This window comes from Mycolicibacterium komossense, from assembly GCF_025822605.1.
Classification (GTDB): domain Bacteria; phylum Actinomycetota; class Actinomycetes; order Mycobacteriales; family Mycobacteriaceae; genus Mycobacterium; species Mycobacterium komossense.
In genome coordinates, this window is record NZ_JACKTY010000004.1 from 37226 (window position 1) to 57626 (window position 20401).

Genomic DNA, 20401 nt, shown 5'->3' on the forward strand with positions numbered 1-20401 from the left:
CCCACCCGGTCGGCGACGATCATGAGCATGGGTGCGCCGATCGACCAACAACCGCAGGCGCGCGAATCCCGCGCGCCCGGCGGCTGGCGCGTACTCGCCCCGTTCCAGGTCCGCGAATACCGCCTGCTGATCGCCGCGCTGTCGGTATCGATCTTCGCCGAGGGCATGTGGGCCGTGGTGATGGCCCTGCAGGTCATCGCCCTGGACCACGATCCGGCTGCGCTATCGATGGTGGCCGCCTGTCTCGGCGGAGGCCTGGTGGCGTTCGTCCTGGTCGGCGGTATCGCCGCCGACCGGTTTCCGCAGCGCCGCATCATCATCGCGGTCGAGACGGTCAACCTGATCGCGGTGTCGGCAGTCGCGGTGCTCGGAGCTACCGGCCGGCTGCAGGTGTGGCATATGGCGGTGGCGGCCGGCACCCTCGGTATCGCGGCGGCGTTCTTCTTCCCCGCCTACAGCGCGTACCTGCCGCGCATCCTGCCCGCCGATCAGCTGCTGGCCGCCAACGGTGTGGAGGGCGTCGTGCGGCCGGTGCTGCAGCGCGCGCTCGGCCCGGCCGCCGCCGGTCTTCTGGTCGGAGCGACGTTCCCGTCGCTGGGCGCCACGACGGTGGCGGTGCTGTTCGGTGTCGGCCTGACGCTGCTGATCGCGACGCGGCCGGTGACCGCCAGCCACATCGACGAACCCGAACACGAGAAGCCGCACGTGCTGGCCGATCTGCGCGACGGGTTCGCGTTCATGGTCCGGACGCCGTGGCTGTTGTGGACGGTGCTGTTCGCCAGCGTGTTCGTGCTGTTGGTGCTCGGCCCCATCGAGGTCCTGCTTCCGTTCATCACCAGTGCACGGTTCGAGGACGGCGCCCGGATGTACGGATTGGTCATCGCCGCGTTCGGCATCGGAGGGGCGATCGGCGCTCTGGTGGTGTCCTCGGGGCGGCTACCGCGGCGATATCTGACGGTGATGATGCTGATGTGGGGTCCCGGCGCGCTGCCGTTGATTGTGGTGGGCTGGACGCATTCGTTCCCGCTGATGGCGGCCGCGGTCTTCATCGTCGGCGTCACCGACGGTGCCGGCTCGGTCATCTGGGGCACGCTGCTGCAGCGCCGGGTGCCCGCCCAGATGCTGGGTCGGGTGTCGAGCCTGGACTTCTTCGTGTCACTGGCGTTCATGCCGTTGTCGATGGCCATCGCCGGACCGGTGTCGAAGGTGGTGTCGATGCAGACGATCTTCCTGATCGCCGGTGTCGGCCCCGTGGTGCTCGCCGCGGTCGCGTTCCTGGCGGCCCGCATGCGCCGCGACGAGATCGCCCATCCGCTGCAGTAACCACGCGATTTCGGCGTGTTCCGTCGCGCTCAGCGCGACGGAACACGCCAAAATCACAGGGTCAGAGACCGAAAACCGGGGGCAGTGCGAGCACCATGATCAGACCCCACACCAGGTGGGTCAGCACCGGTGCGAGCACTCCCCCGGTGGCCCGACGTTCCAGGGCGCACACCCCACCCAGGATGACGGCCGCGAAGCCGAGCATCGGGTTGCCGCCGGCCGACGTCGCGATGGCATACACCACCGTCGACACGATCACCGGATGGTATTTGCCCAATGCGGGATATACCGCACCGCGGAAGAACATCTCCTCGGCCACCCCGTTGACCAGAGTGATCACCACGATCAGCGGCAAACTGCCCTGGTGCGCGAATTCCAGTACCCGCGTGATGAATTCGGCCACCGGGGGGATCTGCCTGGCCACCAGGCCGCCGACGACGAAGGCCCCTCCGACCGCCAGGCCGATGAGCGTCCCGGTGAGCACCGGCCGGCGGCGACGACCCTGCCAGGGCACACTGCCGTAGCGCAGTGGCCCGGACAGCAGCGCACCACCCGCCCACACTGCGGCCAGACCGAACGTCAACCAGTAGAAGCTGGGGTCGCCTGGTTTACGGGACAGCGAAAAGCTCAGGAGCGCAGCACCGACCACGATCACGGCGACGACCACGATGCGCCGCCGGCGCGCCACCGCGGGCGTCTCGGAGACCGGTTCGGCGACGTGGGTGACGACGCCGATGATTTCGTCGCGAATGCTGGGCGTTTCCGTCACGCCGGGTCCGCCTTCGGTATCAGTCCCACCAGGGCATCGAGACCGGTGCGCACCGCACCCGCCAGGGGTCCCGGCACGGAGGTCAGCAGTGCCAGTGCGGGCCGGGCGATCGGGAGCACGAACGGTCGGGCGAGCTGACGGAGCCGCAGCACGTCACCGCCGGCCCACGTCGCGTCGCTGTCGGCCAGGTGGTGGGGGTCGGCCAGGCGGTCGACGGGCTGGGGCGGTGGGGATGCAACCGCGGCGTCGATCGCGTCGTCCACGCTGGTCAGCCCGCCCGGGGGATCCGGCACGACATCGCTGAGCAGCGAGCCTGACGCCGTCATCGGGTAGTCCAGCGACTCGATCAGGTCCACCGCGAGCCCGGTGGGCACCGGCACGATCACACCGGCCACCCGCGACATCAACGTCTTGGTCAACAGCGCCTCGTGGAAGGAACTGATCGGCACGCCGGCGCGCAGGGTGCGGGCGGCCCGGACGTAGCTGCCGATCAACCCGCGATAGGTGGTGGTGTCCGGCCCGACGATGTCATAGGCGCCGGCGGGCACCAGTTCGCGGTCGGCGGCAGCCACCAGGTAGTACAGCACGTCGCGGATGGAGATCGGGTCGATCGCGTGTTCGGCGAAGGGCGGCAACGGAATCAGCGGCAGACGGTCCCCGATGTAGCGCACCATTTCGAACGACGTGGAGCCGGCGCCGATGATCACCGCCGCCCCCAGCCACACCACTTCGGCGCCCGCCTCGATGCTCAGCGCCCCGGCCACCTCTGCGCGACCGGCCAGATGCTCAGAGAGCGTGTCGTCGGCAGGCACGAAACCGCCGAGGTACACGATGCGCCCGACCCCGGCGTCTTTGGCTGCCAGCGCCACGCTTGCGGCGGCGGCGTTGTCGCGCTCCCGGTAGCCGGGTTCGCCGATGCCGTGCACCAGGTAGTAGATGACCTCGACCGAGGCCGCCGGCGCACCGGGCGCGAAGGCCGCGGCGACCGCTGCCGGGTCGTCGGTGTCCAGCGCGATTCCGGTGACCTCGTCGTGCCAGCCGAAGCCCGCCAGCTTGGCGGGGTGGCGGGTGGCGACCACCACCTCGTGCCCAGCGTCGAGGAGCTCGCCGACAAGGCGTGAGCCGACGTACCCGGTGGCGCCGGTGACCAGAATCCGCATTGTTTTCACCGTAGGGGGTTACCCATCAGCGGCAAGTTAGGACTGTGACATTCGACCGAGGCGTTTCGAGGCCGATTCAGGGGCCGGCTCACGAAGGGGTGGCCACTCGGTGGACCTCGGCGAGATGACGGTAGACCTGCGCGTTCATGGCATTGCCCGCCACTTCCTCATCGCTGAGTTCACGACGGACCTTGCCCGGAACTCCGGCTACCAGCGACCGTGGGGGGACCACCATGCCCTGGGGAACGAGTGCGCCGGCCGCGATCAGGGAGCCCGCACCGACGACAGCGCCGTTGAGGACGGTGGCGCCCATCCCGACCAGCGCGCCGTCCTCGACGGCGCACCCGTGCAGCACCGCGTTGTGCCCGACGCTGACATTCGCTCCGATGCGGGCGGGAAAGCCGGGGTCGACGTGCACGGTGCAGCCATCCTGAATGTTGCTGCCTGCGCCGATCTCGATGGGTTCGTACTCTGCGCGCAGCGTCACCGAATACCAGATGCTGGCCCCTTCGGCGAGGCTGACCTGCCCGAGCAGGCTCGCGTTGGGCGCCACCCAGGCCCGCTCGTGCACCTGCGGGGTGTGTCCGTTGACGGTCAAGATGAGGGGCTCAGGCATGGCCGACATCCTAGGTCTCAGCTACGGACGAAGACACCGGCGGTAACCGCTGCCATGGCGGCGTCGACAGCGCGCTCGGCATCACTGACGGTCAACGACCTTGTTGTTGTGAGGAATTGGTAGTACAGCGGCGCCGAGATGTAGCGGATCACCTCGGCGGCGTCGGTGCCTCGAGGCGCTTCGCCGCGCGCAATCCCCTCGGTCACGATCGGCGCGAATTCGGCCAGCCGGGCGGTGTAGAACCCGGCCAGCGCCTGCGCGGTCTGCGGGTCACAGGCCGCTGCCGCGATGATCGCCTTGAACAACCTGCCCTGCCGTCGGTCCGACAGCGTCCGGCGGACCAGAACAGCGTTGGCCAGCAGGTCCCCGCGCAGTGTGCCGGTGTTCGCCCGCGGCAGTGACGTCTCCGCCATGTCGACGAGCAGGTCCGCGACCAGTGCCGGCACGGTTCGCCATCTCCGGTAGACGGTGGATTTCCCGACGCCGGCCCGGTCCGCGACGGCCGTGAGTTCGATCCCACCCAACCCGGCTTCGACCAGCAGATCCGCGGTTGCACTCAGTACCGCGTCCCGGACCGCGGCGGTCCGACCGCCCGGCCTGGCCGACGATGTCATGCCAACCAGCTTAACGGGACTTAGGTTTCGTTAAGTCACACCGGGTGTTACGGTGTCCCTATCGGGACTATCTTCCCATTAAGGAGCGGTGATGGAGTATCGGCGAGTTGGTCGTTCTGGTTTGGTGGTATCCGAATTAAGCTTCGGCGCAGCCACTTTCGGCGGTCGCGGCGAGTTTTTCAGCGCGTGGGGCAGCACTGACCTTGCCCAGGCCAGAGCCATCGTGGAGGTGTGCCTGGAGGCCGGCATCACGATGTTCGACACCGCCGACGTGTATTCCGACGGAGCGTCCGAGGAGGTGCTGGGCGCAGCCCTGGATGGACGGCGGGACGACGTGGTGATCTCCACCAAGATGGCGTTGCCGCTCGGTGGCGGCCCCACCGACTGGGGCACGTCCCGCTCGCGGCTGATCGGGGGTGTGGAGAAGTCGTTGCGCAGGCTGCGAACCGACCGTATCGACCTGTTCCAGCTGCACAGCTACGACGCCTACACCCCGATCGCAGAGGTGCTCGACACTCTCGATGTACTGGTCCAGCAGGGGAAGATCCGCTATACCGGGGTGTCCAACTTCCACGGCTGGCAGTTGATGAAGTCGTTGGCGATGGCCGACGCCAACCAGCAGCCTCGTTATGTCGCGCATCAGGTCTATTACTCGTTGATCGGCCGGGACTACGAGTGGGAACTGATGCCCCTCGCCCTGGCGGAAGGGGTGGGCGCCCTGGTGTGGAGTCCACTCGGCTGGGGGCGGCTGACCGGCAAGATTCGCCGCGGACAGCCGCTGCCCGCGAGGAGTCGGTTGCACGCGACGGCCGACGCGGGGCCACCCGTTGAGGACGCGATGCTCTACGACGTGGTCGACGTACTCGACGCCGTCGCGACCGAGACCGGCAAGTCGGTTCCGCAGGTGGCGTTGAACTGGCTGCTGCGCCGCCCGACAGTCTCCTCGGTGATCGTCGGGGCGCGGGATGAAGCACAGTTGCGGGAGAACCTCGGCGCGGTCGGCTGGCGGTTGACCGACGACCAGATCAGCCGACTCGACGCGGCCAGCGGCCGGGAGGCCCCGTATCCCTATTTCCCATACTTCCGCCAGGCGGGATTCGCCCAGCTCAACCCACCGCTGCTGCGCCGATAAACCGTCAAACCCCTTGATAGAACTTGCGGTAACTCGACGGGGAGATGCCGAGTCCTGTTCGATCCCCAGCGCCAACGATCACAGCATGCCGACGACGGTGGCGGCGGGGCTGCTGTGTCTGTCAGTCCGCCGACCGCGCCTTGCGGTAGACGACCATCTCGCGGGACAAGACGCGACGCAGCCGGGGCTCACGGCTGCAGGCGACCGCCAGCACGGTCAGTAGCAGCCACAGGATCACTGCGCTGGCCAGCACCATCGCAAAAGCCGCCCAGGTGCCGCCCTTCATCTCGGCGGCGGCCGTCTGCCGGGCCCACAGCCGCCAATAGATCATCAGGTTGACCGTCAGCCCGACACCGTAGGAGATGGCGAACGAGAACAGGTACGGCAGCCAGGTCCCGTCGCCGAATCGGGCCGAAAGTGGTTCGTGCCGAATCGGATACACCACCGACAACACGTTGCCGACGCCGAGCCAGATGAACACCATGGTGATGAGCTGGTCGACGAGCGCCGCCGGATTGCCGAAGCCCGCGACCGCGAGCAGCACGACCACCGGCAGCCCGGCGGCCGTCACCAGGGCGGCCATCGCCAGGTTTTTCGACACCAGCAGACGCCACAGCCGCTCACCGGTAGCCAGTGCACTGCGGACCCGCTCAGCCTCGAAACACAGGGCGTTGGTGCACACCACGCTGCCGACCACGGCCGAGAACAAGTACAGCGTCAACCGGGGCGCGTCGTAGTCCGCGAATCCGCTGATCTCGTAGAACGCCACCAGCGACAGGCTGACGGCCAGCGTGATCACCAGGCGGATCAGGATGGACCGCGGCTTGTCGGCCCAGACGTGCCGCACCTCGTCACGGATGCGGGCACCGAGATCGCGCAGCGCCGTGCCCACCCCGCCGAAGACATCGCGCCGCCCCGCGGGGCGCACGGCTGTGTCGGCGGTCAGCCGATTGGCCTCGGCCACTGCCAGGATCGCCTCGGCCACCGCCACCCGCGCCAACCCGACCGCGACGAGAGCGTCGGCGTCCGCCGATACCGATGCCGATGCCGCCCCGATGTCTGCGACGCCGCGCAGATAGTCATGGGCGCGCGCCCGCCAGTGCGGTGAGGCCCCGGCCACTCCGATATCGCCGATGACCGCCGCCTCGGCTGCGATCAGCTGCGAGCGCGCTCCGGCCACCACAGCGGCCAGTGCGCTGCCGTCATCCCACTGGGCGGCCGCCACAGCGGCGTCGATCCGGGCGAGTTCGCCGACGAGTGAGCGGAGTTCTTCGAGGGCAGCGGACGCCGCTGCGGACGGGTCGGCCTCCGAGGTCATGGAACTACTGAACCATTACTGCGCCGGCGGCGCGTTCGCGGTGCAGGCGGGCCCGGAGTCACCGCCGGCGGGTGCGCAGGGCCTCTACCTGCGGCCGGGGCCGCACTGCGGCGGTCCACCCGAGCAGCCCCTGACCTGCTCGTTTTGGGAGCCCCGCAAGGCTGTGCTTACGATTCGAGGTGGTTTGATGCGTGACACGATGCGCACCGTCGGATCTCGGTGACCAGAAAAGACACCGCATTCGTGCGTAACGCCCGACGATGGCGCGACGACGTACGAGGCAATAGGAGCCAGCCAAATGGAGCAGATGTGACGACTCGCACCAAGACCTTAGGCGTGGCCGCAGCCATCACTGCCATCGCGTTTTCCATCCCCACGGCCGTGACCGCTTCGGCAGATGACCCGACGCCGACGCCGACCACCACGGTCTCGACGCCGGTGGCTCCCATCCCCGACCCGCAGGGTCCGGGATGCGACGCGTACAAGGCGGGCCTGCCTGCCGGAGGCGCGACTGCCGTCGCGAAGCTGTCGGCCAGCCAGGCGATCGCCGCCAACCCTGATCTCAAGACGTTCAACGCAGCGATCTCGGGTCAGCTGAACCCGGCGGTCAACATCGTCAGTGTCCTGGACAACGGCCCCTACATCGTGTTCGCTCCGACCGACGAGGCGTTCGCCAAGCTGGATCCCGCGCAGCTGGACGCGCTCAAGGCCGATCCGGCCGCGCTGACCTCGCTGGTCTACTACCACATGGTGTTGGGTCTGCTGGGCGCCGACGAGGTGCACGGCAAGTTCCCGACGCAGCAGGGCAAGCAGATCACCGTCACCGGCAAAGGCGGCGACATCAAGGTCGACGATGTCGCGAAGGTCGTCTGCGGCGACATCCAGCCGGCGAACTCCAGGATCTACATGATCGACACGGTGCTGAATCCGGCCGACGCACTGCCGGGCAACGAGACGGCTACCACCTCGCCGACGAGCACCACGGCGACCACCCCGACGACACCGTCGACCACGGCGGCGACACCGACGTCGTCCGCACCGGCCGCCGCGCCCGCGTCTCCGACAGCTTGATCGGAACCGCACCACAGCGCGGGCGGCGGTATCGATGATTCACTTGCGGGCGTGAGAAACAAGCTTGCGATCCAGCGTCGGGATCGTCCGTGGCCCGATCTGTTTGTCACGGTACTGTGCGGGCCATTTGCGATGCCGACGGCGGACGAGCTCAGAAACGCGGTGGCCGAGCTCGCGCAACGCTATCCGCACAGTCGACTTACCTGGGGCTTCGATCCGACCAAAAGATACTGGCTGACCGATCGACCACCGGAATCCGTTGTGGTCGAACGTGACTGGGACGACTCCACAGATATCGGCTCGCGCCTCGATGCGATCGCGCTCGACGACGAGATCGCCGCCCCCCTGACCTACATCCGCTACCCCGCCCACCTCGGGCTGAAGATCTCGCACAGCGTGGGCGACGGCCGGGTGTTCCAGACCATCGTCGCGGCAGTGCTGCAGACCGCCTTGACCGGTGTGGTGGTCCCATGGTCCGCCAACCGCGCCGGTCGGTTCCCGTTGGGTGCCGCGGCACTTCGTACGTTCGGCCGGCGTCCAGCGTTGATCCGGGCCGCGATCAACGACCGACATCGCCACGACGATCCCCCGTCGATCCCGGCCCCGCCACAGTCCTGGTCGCCATCGCGGCGGACGGTGCACCGTTCCCTGACCAAGACCCGAGCCGACGAAATCACGGCGTGGGGAAACGAATTCGCACCCGGCGCCAGCCGGTTCGCCCTGCAGGTGACACTGGTGTTGCGGGCACTCAAAAAGGTCGGCATGGAGATCTCGTCTGACGTGCGCGTCGTCGTCGACCTTCGGAGATATTTGGGCTGGCGCTACATCGACGGCAACTTCATCAACTCGGCAGCGATGAACATCGGCGTGGAGATGGACCCCATGCAGATCTCGTCGACGATCCGGGCGACCAACCGCTCGGCGAGACCACTGATGGCGCAGATGGCGGCGCAGACACAGGCGGCCATCTTCGGCGGTGTGGACACCGGAGTTCCGACCGCGGTCGACCCTCGAGCGCTGCCGAGGGTGACGTTCAGCAGCCTCGGCCTCTCCCCCGAAATCGACAGCCTGCCGTTCCTGCCCGACTCGCCCGTCGTCTACGGGGGCAGCGTCCCGGCCGAGGGCCCGTCGGGGTTGACCTTCCTTTTCATGGAAACGTCGAAGGTCATGAGCATCGATGCGATCTTCCACGACAACGTCATCGATGCCGACCTCGTGGACCGGGCTTTACACCTGGTGACGTCCGATCCACGAAGCCTGCTGTCCGACCACCCTTAGCGCGCAGTCCACACCGGTGGCCGCTTCTCGGCGAACGCCCGCGGTCCCTCTTTGGCATCTTCGGAGCGCATCAGTGCGCCGATCTCCGTCATCGTGCGCGACCAGCCCGGCCCGTCACTGGTGACCACCCCGTCGTCGACACCGTAGGCAACCCGCTTGCTCGCCGACACTGCCAGCGGCGCGTTCACGGTGATGCGTTCGGCGAGCTCCAGCGCGACATCCAGCACGGTCCCGTCGGGAACCACCGTGTTGATCAGCCCCCACTTCAGAGCCTGCTCGGCGGTGATCGACTCACCGGTGAACAACAGTTCCATGGCCACCTTGCGGGGCAGCTGCTCGACGAGCCGGAACACCCCGCCCGCGGCGGCGATGAGTCCGCGTTTGACCTCCGGCAGACCGAACCGCGCGCTTTCCTGCGCGACGACGAGGTCGCTGGCCAGCGCCAGTTCCGTGCCACCGCCCAGGGCGGTGCCGTTGACGGCCGCGATCGTCGGCTTGTCGATGAAGTGGCTGACGTACCCGGCAAATCCCCATTCTGGATGCTCGGGGTGAAAGATGTTCTCGCGCCGCGATATCGCCTTCAGGTCGGCGCCCGCGCAGAACGATTTGTCACCGGCACCGGTGATCACCACGGCTCGGACTTCGGGATCGATCTGCGCCTCGTGCAGCGCGTCACCAAGGTCGGTACTCACCGCGGCGTTGACGGCGTTGCGCGCCTCCGGCCGGTTGATGGTGATCAGCAGGACGTTGCCCCGCCGCTGCGTCAGAGCGGCGGGGCTGGTTACGTCGTCGGTCACAGCAGTTCGAGAATGGTCGCGTTGGCCTGGCCGCCACCCTCGCACATCGTCTGGAGTCCGTACTGAATTCCCTTGTCCCGCATGTGGTACAGCATCGTGGTCATGATGCGGGCACCTGATCCGCCGAGCGGGTGGCCCAGTGCGATGGCACCGCCGTTCGGGTTCAGTTTCTTCTCGTCGGCGCCGATGTCCTTGAGCCACGCCAACGGAACCGGGGCGAATGCCTCGTTGACCTCGAACACCCCGATCTCGTCGATCGAGAGCCCGGAACGCGCAAGCGCCTTCTGGGTCGCCGGGATCGGTGCGGTCAGCATGATCACCGGGTCGGCGCCGGCGAGTACGGCGGTGTGCACCTTGGCCAACGGCTTGAGGCCGAGTGACTGCGCTTTCTCCGCGGACATGAACAGCAGGGCAGCCGACCCGTCGGAAATCTGCGAGGCATTACCGGCATGGATCACGCCGTCCTCGCGGAAGGCCGGTTTGATCTGCGCCATCTTCTCGATCGAGCCACCGCGGCGGATGCCCTCGTCCTTGAGCACCGGGTTACCCTCGTGGTCCTTAATGGCGACGATCTGGTCATCGAAAGCCCCGGAATCCTGTGCGGCAGCTGCCTTCTCGTGCGAACCGAGGGAGAATTCGTCGAGCGCGGTCCGGTCGAATCCCCACTGCTGGGCGATCATCTCGGCGCCGACACCTTGGTTGGGAGTCTGGGTGTAGCGGGCCCGGAAGGCGTCAGGGTAGGGATGGCCACCGTTGGCCAGCGACGCGCCCATCGGGGTGCGCGACATGGACTCCACACCACCGGCAACGACGACGTCGTAATGCCCTGCCACCACACCGGCGGCGGCAAAGTGCACCGACTGCTGACTCGAACCGCACTGGCGGTCCACGGTCACACCGGGAACGGTCTCGGGCCAGCCCGCGGTCAGCAGCGCGGTCCGCGCGATATCGAGCGCCTGCTCCCCTGCCTGCATGACACATCCCCAGATGACGTCATCGACGATGCCCGGATCGATACCGGCCCGCTCGACCAGGCCGTTGAGCACCTGCGCCGACAACTCGGACGGATGCACTCCCGAAAGACCACCGTTGCGCTTACCGACCGGTGATCGCACCGCCTCGACGATTACGGCTTCCGCCATGGATCTCTCCTCCCACTCGTATCAGCGCCCAACCAAGCAGTTGGTTTTCGCTCTGTCGTTCTTAACACCCGGCCGGTTTCCCGCGCCCGGTGGGGTCGTGCGGGGAGCGAGTAGCGTCGAGAAGATGTCACACATCGTCATCGTCGGCGGCCACGGCAAGGTCGCATTGCACCTGGCCAGGATCCTCAGCGCCCGCGGCGACGAGGCATTGTCCGTGATTCGCAATCCCGCGCACACCGATGACGTCGCCGACGCCGGCGCGACGCCGGTGGTCGCCGACATCGAGGATCTCGACACCGACGCGCTGGCCGATCTGCTCGACGGCCATGACGCGGTCGTCTTCACCGCGGGCGCCGGTGGCGGCGACCCGGCGCGCACCTACGCCGTCGACCGCGACGCGGCGATCCGCATCATCGACGCCGCGGGCCAGGCGGGTGTGCAGCGGTTCGTGATGGTCTCCTACTTCGGTGCCGGTGCCGACCACGGCGTGAGCGAGGACAATTCGTTCTTCGCCTATGCCGAAGCCAAGGCCGCCGCGGATGCCCATCTCCGCGCCAGCGGACTGGATTGGACCATCCTCGGCCCCGGCGGGCTGACCTTGGACCCAGCCACCGGGCGCATCACCGTCGGACCCGAGGCCGCCGACGGCACGGTGTCCCGCGAGGACGTCGCCCAGGTGATCGCCGCCGCGCTCGCCGACAACTCGACCATCGGCCGGACGATCGAGTTCAACAACGGGGACACCCCGATCGACGAGGCCATCGCATCGTGATTTCGGCGTGCTCGCGACCGGTCAGCAGCGATGAGCACGCCGAAATCGCAAAGATCGTGATGCGGCGAACCTGACCTGGCCCGCGCCGTAACGCTGAACCCACCGGTGGCCCGCCTGGGCGGGAACGACTTCCGCCGGCGACGCCGGTCGGCGCGCGGCATTGGCCTAGTGGACCGGCAGTCAGCGAGCGTCGGCGCCCGCATTCCGGTAGACCTGCACCGGCACCGTGTAATCCCACGGTTGGCGGGTCACCATATCGGCGACCTGGACGACGCCGCGCTCGAATTCGCCGGTGGCCGCGTCCACCAACCGGTACTCCTGGGTCTGCCGGTGGATGGGCTGACCGTCGAGCAGGACCACCCGCACCTCACCGGGTTCGAAGTGACAACGCTCCTGCATGGCCGCGATCAACTGCTCGTTGTGCATATGCCCGTCACCGAAATTCCAGCCGACGGCCGTGCTGCAGAGTCGCTCCCCTTCGGTGACCACGTACTCGCCCTGGTGTCCGGCCGGCATCGCCCGTTCGACGAGTGTGAACAGCGCCCGGCCATGGGTGTTCATCGAACGAAATGCGTAGCCGGAGTACAACATCACCTCAGCCTGTTCGGGGCTGCCGTAGATCTTCTCCAGCTGCGACTGGGGCATGCTGGCGATCGACACCAGGCCGTTGTCGATCTTCTCCAGCGCCGACGGCTTCATGCACCACTGCGTGGTGTCCCAATTGCCCGCGTAGTACCGCATACCGGGGAGGAAGGAAACCTTGCGCGGGAACAGGTTTCCGAGCGCGACGGTCACCGCGAGAACGGCGAACAACACCAACGGCAGTGGGCTGGTGAGGTCGGACAGCCCGATACCGGCGTGCCCGACGAACAGCGTCAGGACGCAGAAGATCATGAAGACGTTCCACTCCAGCGGGACCCCCATCGGGATCGACGTCAGGATGCCGAGGTGGAAGCACACCATGACGAACGCGGCAATCGCCGTGGGCCAGCCACCGTGGGAGAAGAACAGCACAACGGGCACCAGGCCCTCCACCACGGTGGAGAAGTGCGCCACGAACCGCGACACCCGACCGGGCCGCAGATCGTCGGGGAAGTGCTCGAAGAACATCCGCTTCAATCTCTTGGTCCGCACGATCGGACTGTTGGACATCATCGTCGAGATGACGAACGGGAAGTGCTTGTTGAGTTTGGAGGTGGCCGCGCCGATCCAGATGACCATGCAGACGAGCTTGGCCGCCAAGATCATGTCGACGGCGCTGACCCCGGCGAACAGGAACGCCACCGTGAACGATCCGTACACCTCGCCACGGGCGGCCAGGAAGATCACCTTGTCGCGCAGGCCCAGCACGGCCAGCAGCCCCAGCACCGTCCAGATCTGCCACATCGGCAACAGCCCGACGGTGCTGTTGATGGCGGGTATCGGTCCGGTGCCGTCCGAGAAGAGCGCGACCAACAGGATCACCAGCAGGGCGCCGTACAACCCCGCATCGAGTGGGGTGCGGGCGGTGCCCTTGGTCAGCGGAATCCGGCCGGGCCAGGGTGGCAGCCGGATGGTGCCCGGTCGCAACCAGTAGAGGATCGAGCCCATCGGCGGGAAGAACCGGTTGTTCAGCGGCCCGAACCCGCAGCCGAGGCCGGTGACCTCGAACAGCATCGTGAACAGGACGACCTTCTGGAAGACGATCGGTTCCGTCCACCATGAGCCCACGTCGGTGAAACCCTCAATACCGTTGGTGGCCAAGGCGAAAAGCCACCCACCCAGGATGTAGAGCAGGATCTTGACGACGTAGAACAGGTGCAGCGCGATCGGCGTGCCGAACCCCACCTCGGCCCAGTGCCGGGCCAGCGGCTGAATCCGTTCGGAGCGGGTGCCCTTGCTCCACTCGGGGTAGTCGACCTGCGGGAGGTCGGGCTTGAGAAATCCCATGGCCCGAGACTAGAACGTGTTCTAGTCTCGGCGCTAGAAGATCAGCTGAAATGGGTTTTCGGCCGCGGCAACGGGACACCGTCGACGATGATGTCGAGCTTCTCGTTGTAGAACGCGACCATCCTGGCGATCGCGGCCACCTCGGGCAACGGATAGTCATAAGTCCAGGCCAAGTCCTGATGCAGGGTGTCGCCGACGCGCACCGACCAGTAGCCCGACGTCACCCCCTTGTAGGGGCACAGCGTCTGGGTGTCGCTCGGCTCGAGATGATCGAAGACCACGTCGGTGCGATCGAGGTAATACCGTGTCGGCAGCCCTGTTTCGAACAGCAGCACCGGGTCATGCGCCTCGGCCAGCACAACCCCGTCGAGCTCGACACGAACGTGCCGGTGCGAGCGCAGCGCGTCGACGCGCACGTACGGGCTGCGAGGATGCCCGACGATCGGCTCGTCCTCCTCGAACCAGGCCAGCGCGTCCCACTCGAACCGGACGCTGCCCGCCACCGGACCGTCGCCGGCGTCGAACACCCGCGCCACTGACTTCTGCACCCGCCCGCCCGCAGTCAGCGAGAACAGCCGCGAGGGCCCCAACTGAACCTGCTGCGGATGGTCGTCGTCGGAGAGCATCTCGGAGCGGACATCGGCGAGCGGGACGTAGTACTGCGGGTAGTACGGCACCTCCCACACGTAGTGGGCCGCGGTGGTGTCGAAGACGAGTTCGCCGTCGCAGAAGCCCCGCACCCGCCGCGGCGCGGGTTCGATCCGCCCGCGCTGGGCGGCCATCGAGGGAAAGTCGGGAGACTCAGAGGCCATCACCCAGGCTAACCGCCCTGCTTGGCCGGCGGACGGTAGAAGATCACCAGCTGGCCGATGCCCCCGGCCAGGCCGAGGACAACCGCAATCGTCAGACCCCACCAGCCATGCAGCAGACTGGCGAGGTCGGAGGTGCCGAACAGCGCGTAGTCAAGGCTGAACCGGCCCGCGCCGGTGGTGGCGAGCCCGACCGCGGAGGCCGCCAGGATCAGGTTGTACTCCCAGCCCTCCTTGACGATGAAGAAGCCGTTCTTGCGGTGCACCGTCCAGGCCGCGACGAACATCAGCGCGACGAAGCCGGCGGCGGGGATCGGCGTGAGCAGCCCGACGGCCAAGCCGAGGCCGGCCGTCACCTCGGTGGTGGCGGCGATTCGGGCGTGAAACATGCCCGGTTTCATCCCCATGCTGTCGAACCAGCCGGCGGTTCCCGCCAGCCCGCCCTTACCGAAGAACTTGTTGTAACCGTGCGCGGCCATCGTCAGGCCCAGCACCAGTCGCAGGATCAGCAGGCCCACGTCAGCCGCAGAATCATAGGCAGTCATGTAACAAAACTTAAGCTATGTGTTAACCGACCGGCTAGGCAGGACCGTCTCTGCGGAGGTATGCCGCTCCGCGGGGAGCAGGGCATAGCGGGCCGCCTAGCGACCCAACGCGCAGTCCAGCCGCGCCGTGTAATCGTCGATGTCGACGCCGGATTCGGCGCCGTGCACGCTGACCGCGATGGTGTCGCCGAGCCCGTGCACCCCGTGCGTCAGGCCCATCATCGGCGACAGCGCCGGGTAACCGGCGGTCCACAGCACCGGCGCGGGGCCGAAATGCAGGTCCGCCGGCCCCCGGTTGACGCTCGATACCACCGTGGCTCCCGTGACCCGCGCGGCCCGAACGGCCGGGTCGAACTGCGCGACCCCCCAGCGCAACAATGGGGCGGGCGTCGCGGCGAAGGCACGGTCGGCCGCCAGCGTGGCCGGATGTTCGGCCCGCGACCGGCCGGCCCGCAGGTCCGCGTCGATCGCGCCGGCGCGGGCAATCGGATCGAGCCGGGGATGCAGCCCGACTCCGATACTGCGGAAATGGTTCTGCGCCAGCCGGATTCCTGGCTTGGCCAGCAACACCTCGGCGCTCAGCCGAGCCGGATCCTCGATGCGGTCACGCAGATATCCGTCCAGCGCAACGCCGATCGCGTTCAGCACCGCGACGGTCACGGTCCGGCCGGCTGGCAGCGCGGAACGCTGGCGCAACAATGTCCGTATCCGCCGCGGGCCGGCGGGTGCGTTGTTGGTCAATATCGGCAGCTGGGGCTCACCGGCGGGCGCCAGCCGACCCGCCTCGAGATCGCGCACCATCGCCCGGTGGCTGCAGGCGGCGGTGATACCGCGCAGGACGAGGCTGCCGCGACGGCCCGCGGCGAGCGGGCGGACGGGGACGTCACGGCCGAACAGCCACGCCGCCAACTCGGCAGAGCGGGTGCCGTCGGCCAGGCAGTGCGCGATCTGCACGACGGCGACCGTCACCGGCGATGACGCGCCGGGAGCCCCGCTCACCGAGGCGAAGACATGCAGCCGCCACGCGGCGCTTCGCGGGTCGAGCTGGTCGTCGGCCAGGGCCGCGACCACGCTGAGACAGGCCGCCCAGCTCAGACCCGCCGCATGCAGCCGAACCTGATTCGCGTCGACCGGAGCAGGGACCCAGCGCGGGTAACGCAGCGCACAACCGTCGGCGACCCGCATCGTCAGGTCGGGGCAGGCGCGGGCCCGATCGGCCAGGCCGGCCAGCACGTCGTCCAGTCCGTCGAAGACGCCGGCGAATGTGTACAGCAGGAACTGATCGTTGGGCACCTGAGTCGACATCCAGAAGGTCTGCGCATCGACCGCCGCGAGCCGGCGCACGCTCAGAGGTGGGCGAATTCGATGATGAGCTCGGCCACCCGCTGCGGCTGCTCCAGTTGCAGGAAGTGCCCAGCGTGCTCGACGATGCCGGTGCTGCTACCGGGCGCCAGCACCTTCTCCACCCACGGCGTGAAACCCGGTGTGAAACATCCGTCGTCGTGGCCGTGCAGGTACAGCACCGGAAGCTTGGGCGCGGATAGCCAGTGCCGGTGGAGCTCGCTATAGGGTGCGGGCGGCAACGTATTGCGGCCCATCGCCCGGTAGGTGCCCAGTGCCGCCCGCCACCGGGCGGGCGCGCCGATCGCCGCCTCGACATGGGCCAGATCGTCGGCGAGGTCGCCGCCGGTGTAGCCGGGCGACCAGCGCCGCCACAGCAACGGCAGCATCCGGGCTTTGGAACGCTCTGGCAGCCAAGGCAATTGGAAGAACAGGAGGTACCAGCTGCGCAACACCTGAGCCGGCAGCTTGGCCAGCAGCCGACCCCGGTCAGCTGCGCTAGAAGGAGCCCGGAACCCCGCGGACGGTGGAACCGACATGATCACGGCTTTGGCGAATGGGACGGGTAGGTGATCAGCGGGGAGCGCGGCCAGCCCGGTCGCGGCGATCGCCCCCCAGTCATGCCCGATCAGCAGGTCGCGGTCGGACGGGCCGAACTCGTCACGCACCCGCAACGCGTCATGCATCACCGCGCCGATGTGGTAGCTACCGTCGGTCGGTAGCGACGACGGTGCGTAACCGCGCATGAACGGGGCCACCACCCGGTAGCCGGCCGCGACCAGCAACGGCGCCAGTTTACGGAAGCCGTAGGCGGTATCGGGAAAACCGTGCAGGCACAACGCAATAGGCGCGTCGGGCTCGGGGCCGTCCCAGACCAGTACCCGCAGGGTCACCGCGGGTGTGGCGATGTCAACCGATCGGGGTTCTGCGTTCACGTGACCTAGACGGGATCGAATTTGGAGATCAGCCAGCGGTCGCCGACCTTGTCCAATGTCACCTGGACGCTGGAGGCAGTGGACGTGGGTGCGTCACTCCCGACGATCACCGACTGGTTGACGAACACCAGCACCACCGCATGGTTGGGCTCGGCCGATACCGACGCGACGGCGGGAACCGACGCCACCGCGGAGATCTGCTTCTCCTTGGAACCCGGGATCACCACGTCGTTGGTCAGCTGCGTGTAGGAGTCCCGGAAGTCACCGGCCAGCAGGTCGCGGGCCGAGGTGAGGTCCTTTTCGACGGTGTCGGGCTTGTACGACAGCAGCTTGATCGTCGAATCCTTGGCGGCTGCAACCGATTCGACGCGCGCCAGATCGGCGTCCCGGACCGACGAGTCCTCCCATTTGAGGAAGCCGGCACCGAGGCCGAGAATCAGCGCGAGGCCCGGCAGGATGCCGTAGGCCAGCACCCTGGCCCAGTTCACGCCGGGCTTCGCCACCTTCTCCGCTGGCGCTGCGCCGGGTTCGTCAGCCGCGTCCGTCTCGCCGGTTTCCGTTTCGTCGGTTTCCGTTTCGGCGGCCTTCGACTCGTTGGCATCCGTCAGTTCGGTGGCACTGGATTCGGTCAGCTCGGTGGCCGCGGAATCCGTTTCAGCGCCTGTGTTAGAGGCCACAGCCCGATCGTCCTTCTCTGTCGTCGATTCGGTTTCGCCGGTGTCCGGGGTCACGGGACGAACTCGACGTTGGAGACTTTTGCTTCGTCATCGCCAGTCTTCTTGACCATGATCCGCATCCGCCATGCCCGCGGCTGCTGTTCTGCGGCACCGGCATTCGACGTCTTCACGGTCACTGCGACGAGCACCTGCCCGCCGTCGTTGTCTTCGGACTCCAGACCCGCCGAGGTGATCGTGCCGACTGACTTCGACTGTGCCTGCTTGACGACGTCGACGAACGGCTGCGACCGCTTGGAGAAGTCGTCGTAGAACGTGTCGGTCGCCGAATCTAGGATGCGCTGCACATCGGCATCGGCATGCTCGAAGTCGATGGTGGTGAGGTTCAGCGCCCCCTGCCGACCGACCTGCAGGAACAACTCCCGCTGCCGTTCGGCGTTCTGCGATTCGTAGGCGCGGAAACCCAGCCAGCCGACCAAGCCGCCCAGCGCGAGTACGACGACCAGACCGATGATCGTGGCGACCCGCACGTGCGACATCCCCGGTTTCGACTCCGCCGGGGCGGGTTCAGCCTCGACGAGATCGGTGTCCTCGGCATCCTCGTTTACGTCCACCGCGTCGGTGGGCTCAGCATCGGCCTTCGACGGCGATTCCGGTGACCCGTCGGAGGAAGCGGTGACGTCTGCTCGGCTGCTCAGCTCCTCGTGAGTCGACTCGCTCAGTTCCCCTTCGGGGGCAGCAGCATCGTCTGCCATGTTTGCTCCTCTTTGGCATCTCTGGCCAAGTTAGCTTGTGTGTACACGCGCCCGTCCGGTCCAACGTACGTGCCGGTGGCTGGGTCATATTCGGCAGCCGCGATGGGCGGGGGTGCCGGATTCACAGGTTGCGCCGCTTGCGCAGGTGGCGTGCCCGGCGGCAACTGTGGAATGGGCTGGCCAGACAACGTGGCGTTGGGGTCACCCTTCCAGTTGAAGCCGTCGTTCAGCGGCTGATACACGTCGGTGCTTTCGCACATCTTCACCGTCGGTGCACGTTTGCCGGGCACCGTTTCACACGGGATGTTGCGCGCACCGCGCACATTGAACACCGAGTCCTGTGGCACGCGGCAGTACAGGTCACCTGCCGGGGCGTCGGGGTAATCCTGATCGGCCGGCACCCGCTGCTGCTGAGGCGGCAGGTAACCCGTGTTGCATGGTGGCGGCAGGTTGAGGTTCAGGTTGAAGTCCAGATAGGCACCGATGTGCTTCTGGTGACGGTTGGCGGTACCCGTGGCCGACGTGACAGCAGCGCCCTGGGGCAGCAGGACCAGCAGCTGCTCGATATCGGGCTGGTAGGTGACGGCCACCTCACCGAGGCTGACCAGGTTGGCCAACACGATCGGCAGCGTCGGCTGCAGCCGGTCGAACAAGGCACGCACCTCGTCGGCTGCCGGCGACCCCTTGTTGATGACGCCCGCGACGGCCTGGTCCTGACTCTTGAGCTGCCCGGTGATATTGGCCAGGTGCGACGCCCACGCCGAGACGGAGTCGGCGGTGTCGGTCTGGGAATCCAGCACCGGCTTGGACTGGTCGATGAGCGTGGTCAGCGAGTCCAGATTCGCGCGCGCATCGATGGCCAGCGCCGTCGAGCCCTTGACGAACCGGGAGATATCGGGGCCCAAGCCGCCCACCGCGGTGTACGCCTCGTCGATCGTGGTCTTGAGACTGTCGCGCGGAATCGCTTGCAGGCCACGGTTTGTCGCATCAAGCAGCGTGTTGATATCCGGCGGCACGAAAGTCCGGTCGGCTGGGATGACGTCGCCCTCTTTCAGGACGGGCCCGTTACCGCTGCGCGGGAGCAGCGCGACGTACTGCTCGCCGACCGCGGACACGCTGTGCACCTGGGCATCCAGATCGGCAGGGATCGGCATATCCGAGCGCAGCGACAGTGTCGCCGCCACTCCCGTGTCGGTGAGTTCGACGCTCTCGACCCGGCCCACCTCGGTGCCGCGATAGGTGACATTGCCGCGGGCGTACAGGCCGCCCGCCTCAGGCAGTTGCAGCGTGACCCGGTAGTGGCCGACACCGAACAGCAGGTTCGGCAGGCCCATGAAGTTGAACACCATGATCGACCCGGCAACCACCGAGACCAACAGGAAAATCGTGATCTGGATCCAGATCTTTCGCGTCATTCTCAT

20 protein-coding genes are annotated in these 20401 nt (G+C 67.3%); 5 read left to right on the forward strand and 15 right to left on the reverse strand.

The features are described 5' to 3' along the window. The first annotated feature begins 27 nt into the window (after nt 1-27). Nucleotides 28-1323 carry a tetracycline efflux MFS transporter Tet(V) gene (tet(V), locus tag H7J73_RS00330; protein WP_264065219.1) on the forward strand — a complete coding sequence of 432 codons (1296 nt, stop codon included), beginning with the start codon at nt 28-30 and terminating at the stop codon, nt 1321-1323. Between the two features lie 61 nt (nt 1324-1384). Here the strand turns inward: tet(V) and H7J73_RS00335 are convergent, their stop codons facing one another. The 4 genes from H7J73_RS00335 to H7J73_RS00350 all read right to left on the reverse strand — a co-directional run bounded on the left by H7J73_RS00335 (nt 1385) and on the right by H7J73_RS00350 (nt 4482). Then, nucleotides 1385-2092, reverse strand: coding sequence for a CPBP family intramembrane glutamic endopeptidase (locus H7J73_RS00335; RefSeq protein ID WP_264065220.1), 708 nt, complete (start codon nt 2090-2092; stop codon nt 1385-1387). Next, nucleotides 2089-3252 carry an NAD(P)H-binding protein gene (locus H7J73_RS00340; RefSeq protein WP_264065221.1) on the reverse strand — a complete coding sequence of 388 codons (1164 nt, stop codon included), beginning with the start codon at nt 3250-3252 and terminating at the stop codon, nt 2089-2091. The genes H7J73_RS00335 and H7J73_RS00340 overlap by 4 nt, the downstream gene beginning before the upstream one ends. 88 nt (nt 3253-3340) lie before the next feature. Further along, the gene (locus H7J73_RS00345) at nt 3341-3877 is read right to left on the reverse strand and encodes a gamma carbonic anhydrase family protein (protein WP_264065222.1); all 537 of its coding nucleotides are present in this window, start codon (nt 3875-3877) and stop codon (nt 3341-3343) included. Between the two features lie 8 nt (nt 3878-3885). Beyond that, on the reverse strand, nt 3886-4482 hold the full coding sequence (locus tag H7J73_RS00350) for a TetR/AcrR family transcriptional regulator (RefSeq protein ID WP_264065223.1): 597 nt from the start codon (nt 4480-4482) through the stop codon (nt 3886-3888). A 91-nt stretch (nt 4483-4573) separates the two neighbouring features. On the opposite strand from H7J73_RS00350, the gene H7J73_RS00355 reads away from it, so the two are divergent. Next, on the forward strand, nt 4574-5614 hold the full coding sequence (locus H7J73_RS00355) for an aldo/keto reductase (RefSeq protein WP_264065224.1): 1041 nt from the start codon (nt 4574-4576) through the stop codon (nt 5612-5614). Between the two features lie 121 nt (nt 5615-5735). Here the strand turns inward: H7J73_RS00355 and H7J73_RS00360 are convergent, their stop codons facing one another. Continuing rightward, a complete protein-coding gene (locus H7J73_RS00360) occupies nt 5736-6932 on the reverse strand; it encodes an ABC transporter permease (protein WP_264065225.1) in 1197 nt (398 codons plus the stop codon). A gap of 309 nt (nt 6933-7241) precedes the next feature. Between H7J73_RS00360 and H7J73_RS00365 the strand changes: the two genes are divergently transcribed. Both H7J73_RS00365 and H7J73_RS00370 read left to right on the forward strand, forming a co-directional pair. Next, the gene (locus H7J73_RS00365) at nt 7242-8003 is read left to right on the forward strand and encodes a fasciclin domain-containing protein (protein WP_264065226.1); all 762 of its coding nucleotides are present in this window, start codon (nt 7242-7244) and stop codon (nt 8001-8003) included. A 51-nt stretch (nt 8004-8054) separates the two neighbouring features. Next, nucleotides 8055-9281: a hypothetical protein gene (locus tag H7J73_RS00370; protein ID WP_264065227.1), complete on the forward strand. Its 1227-nt coding sequence runs from the start codon at nt 8055-8057 to the stop codon at nt 9279-9281. Here the strand turns inward: H7J73_RS00370 and H7J73_RS00375 are convergent. Together H7J73_RS00375 and H7J73_RS00380 are read right to left on the reverse strand one after the other, a co-directional pair. After that, nucleotides 9278-10078 (reverse strand): crotonase/enoyl-CoA hydratase family protein, encoded by an 801-nt coding sequence (locus tag H7J73_RS00375; protein WP_264065228.1) that lies wholly within the window; start codon nt 10076-10078, stop codon nt 9278-9280. The genes H7J73_RS00370 and H7J73_RS00375 overlap by 4 nt on opposite strands. Continuing rightward, nucleotides 10075-11220, reverse strand: a complete 1146-nt coding sequence (locus tag H7J73_RS00380) for a thiolase family protein (RefSeq protein WP_264065229.1) — start codon at nt 11218-11220, stop codon at nt 10075-10077. Before H7J73_RS00380 ends, H7J73_RS00375 begins: the two co-directional genes overlap by 4 nt. Nucleotides 11221-11344: 124 nt before the next feature. Between H7J73_RS00380 and H7J73_RS00385 the strand changes: the two genes are divergently transcribed. Continuing rightward, nucleotides 11345-11992, forward strand: a complete 648-nt coding sequence (locus H7J73_RS00385; RefSeq protein ID WP_264065230.1) for an SDR family oxidoreductase — start codon at nt 11345-11347, stop codon at nt 11990-11992. A gap of 180 nt (nt 11993-12172) precedes the next feature. On the opposite strand, the gene H7J73_RS00390 is transcribed toward H7J73_RS00385, so the two are convergent. The 8 genes from H7J73_RS00390 to H7J73_RS00425 form a co-directional block, all read right to left on the reverse strand. Beyond that, complete coding sequence (locus H7J73_RS00390) at nt 12173-13921, reverse strand: DUF3556 domain-containing protein (protein WP_264065231.1); 1749 nt, start codon at nt 13919-13921, stop codon at nt 12173-12175. A gap of 41 nt (nt 13922-13962) precedes the next feature. Further along, nucleotides 13963-14733 (reverse strand): DUF427 domain-containing protein, encoded by a 771-nt coding sequence (locus tag H7J73_RS00395; protein ID WP_264065232.1) that lies wholly within the window; start codon nt 14731-14733, stop codon nt 13963-13965. An 8-nt stretch (nt 14734-14741) separates the two neighbouring features. Continuing rightward, on the reverse strand, nt 14742-15275 hold the full coding sequence (locus H7J73_RS00400; protein WP_264065233.1) for a DoxX family protein: 534 nt from the start codon (nt 15273-15275) through the stop codon (nt 14742-14744). A gap of 96 nt (nt 15276-15371) precedes the next feature. Next, nucleotides 15372-16625: a WS/DGAT/MGAT family O-acyltransferase gene (locus H7J73_RS00405; RefSeq protein ID WP_264065334.1), complete on the reverse strand. Its 1254-nt coding sequence runs from the start codon at nt 16623-16625 to the stop codon at nt 15372-15374. Further along, nucleotides 16622-17551 carry an alpha/beta fold hydrolase gene (locus tag H7J73_RS00410; protein WP_264065234.1) on the reverse strand — a complete coding sequence of 310 codons (930 nt, stop codon included), beginning with the start codon at nt 17549-17551 and terminating at the stop codon, nt 16622-16624. Before H7J73_RS00410 ends, H7J73_RS00405 begins: the two co-directional genes overlap by 4 nt. Nucleotides 17552-17556: 5 nt before the next feature. Beyond that, nucleotides 17557-18228, reverse strand: coding sequence for a hypothetical protein (locus H7J73_RS00415; protein WP_264065235.1), 672 nt, complete (start codon nt 18226-18228; stop codon nt 17557-17559). Between the two features lie 50 nt (nt 18229-18278). Further along, entirely contained in the window at nt 18279-18980 is a 702-nt protein-coding gene (locus H7J73_RS00420) for an Rv1363c family protein (RefSeq protein ID WP_264065236.1), read from the reverse strand. Then, the gene (locus H7J73_RS00425; protein ID WP_264065237.1) at nt 18944-20401 is read right to left on the reverse strand and encodes an MCE family protein; all 1458 of its coding nucleotides are present in this window, start codon (nt 20399-20401) and stop codon (nt 18944-18946) included. Before H7J73_RS00425 ends, H7J73_RS00420 begins: the two co-directional genes overlap by 37 nt.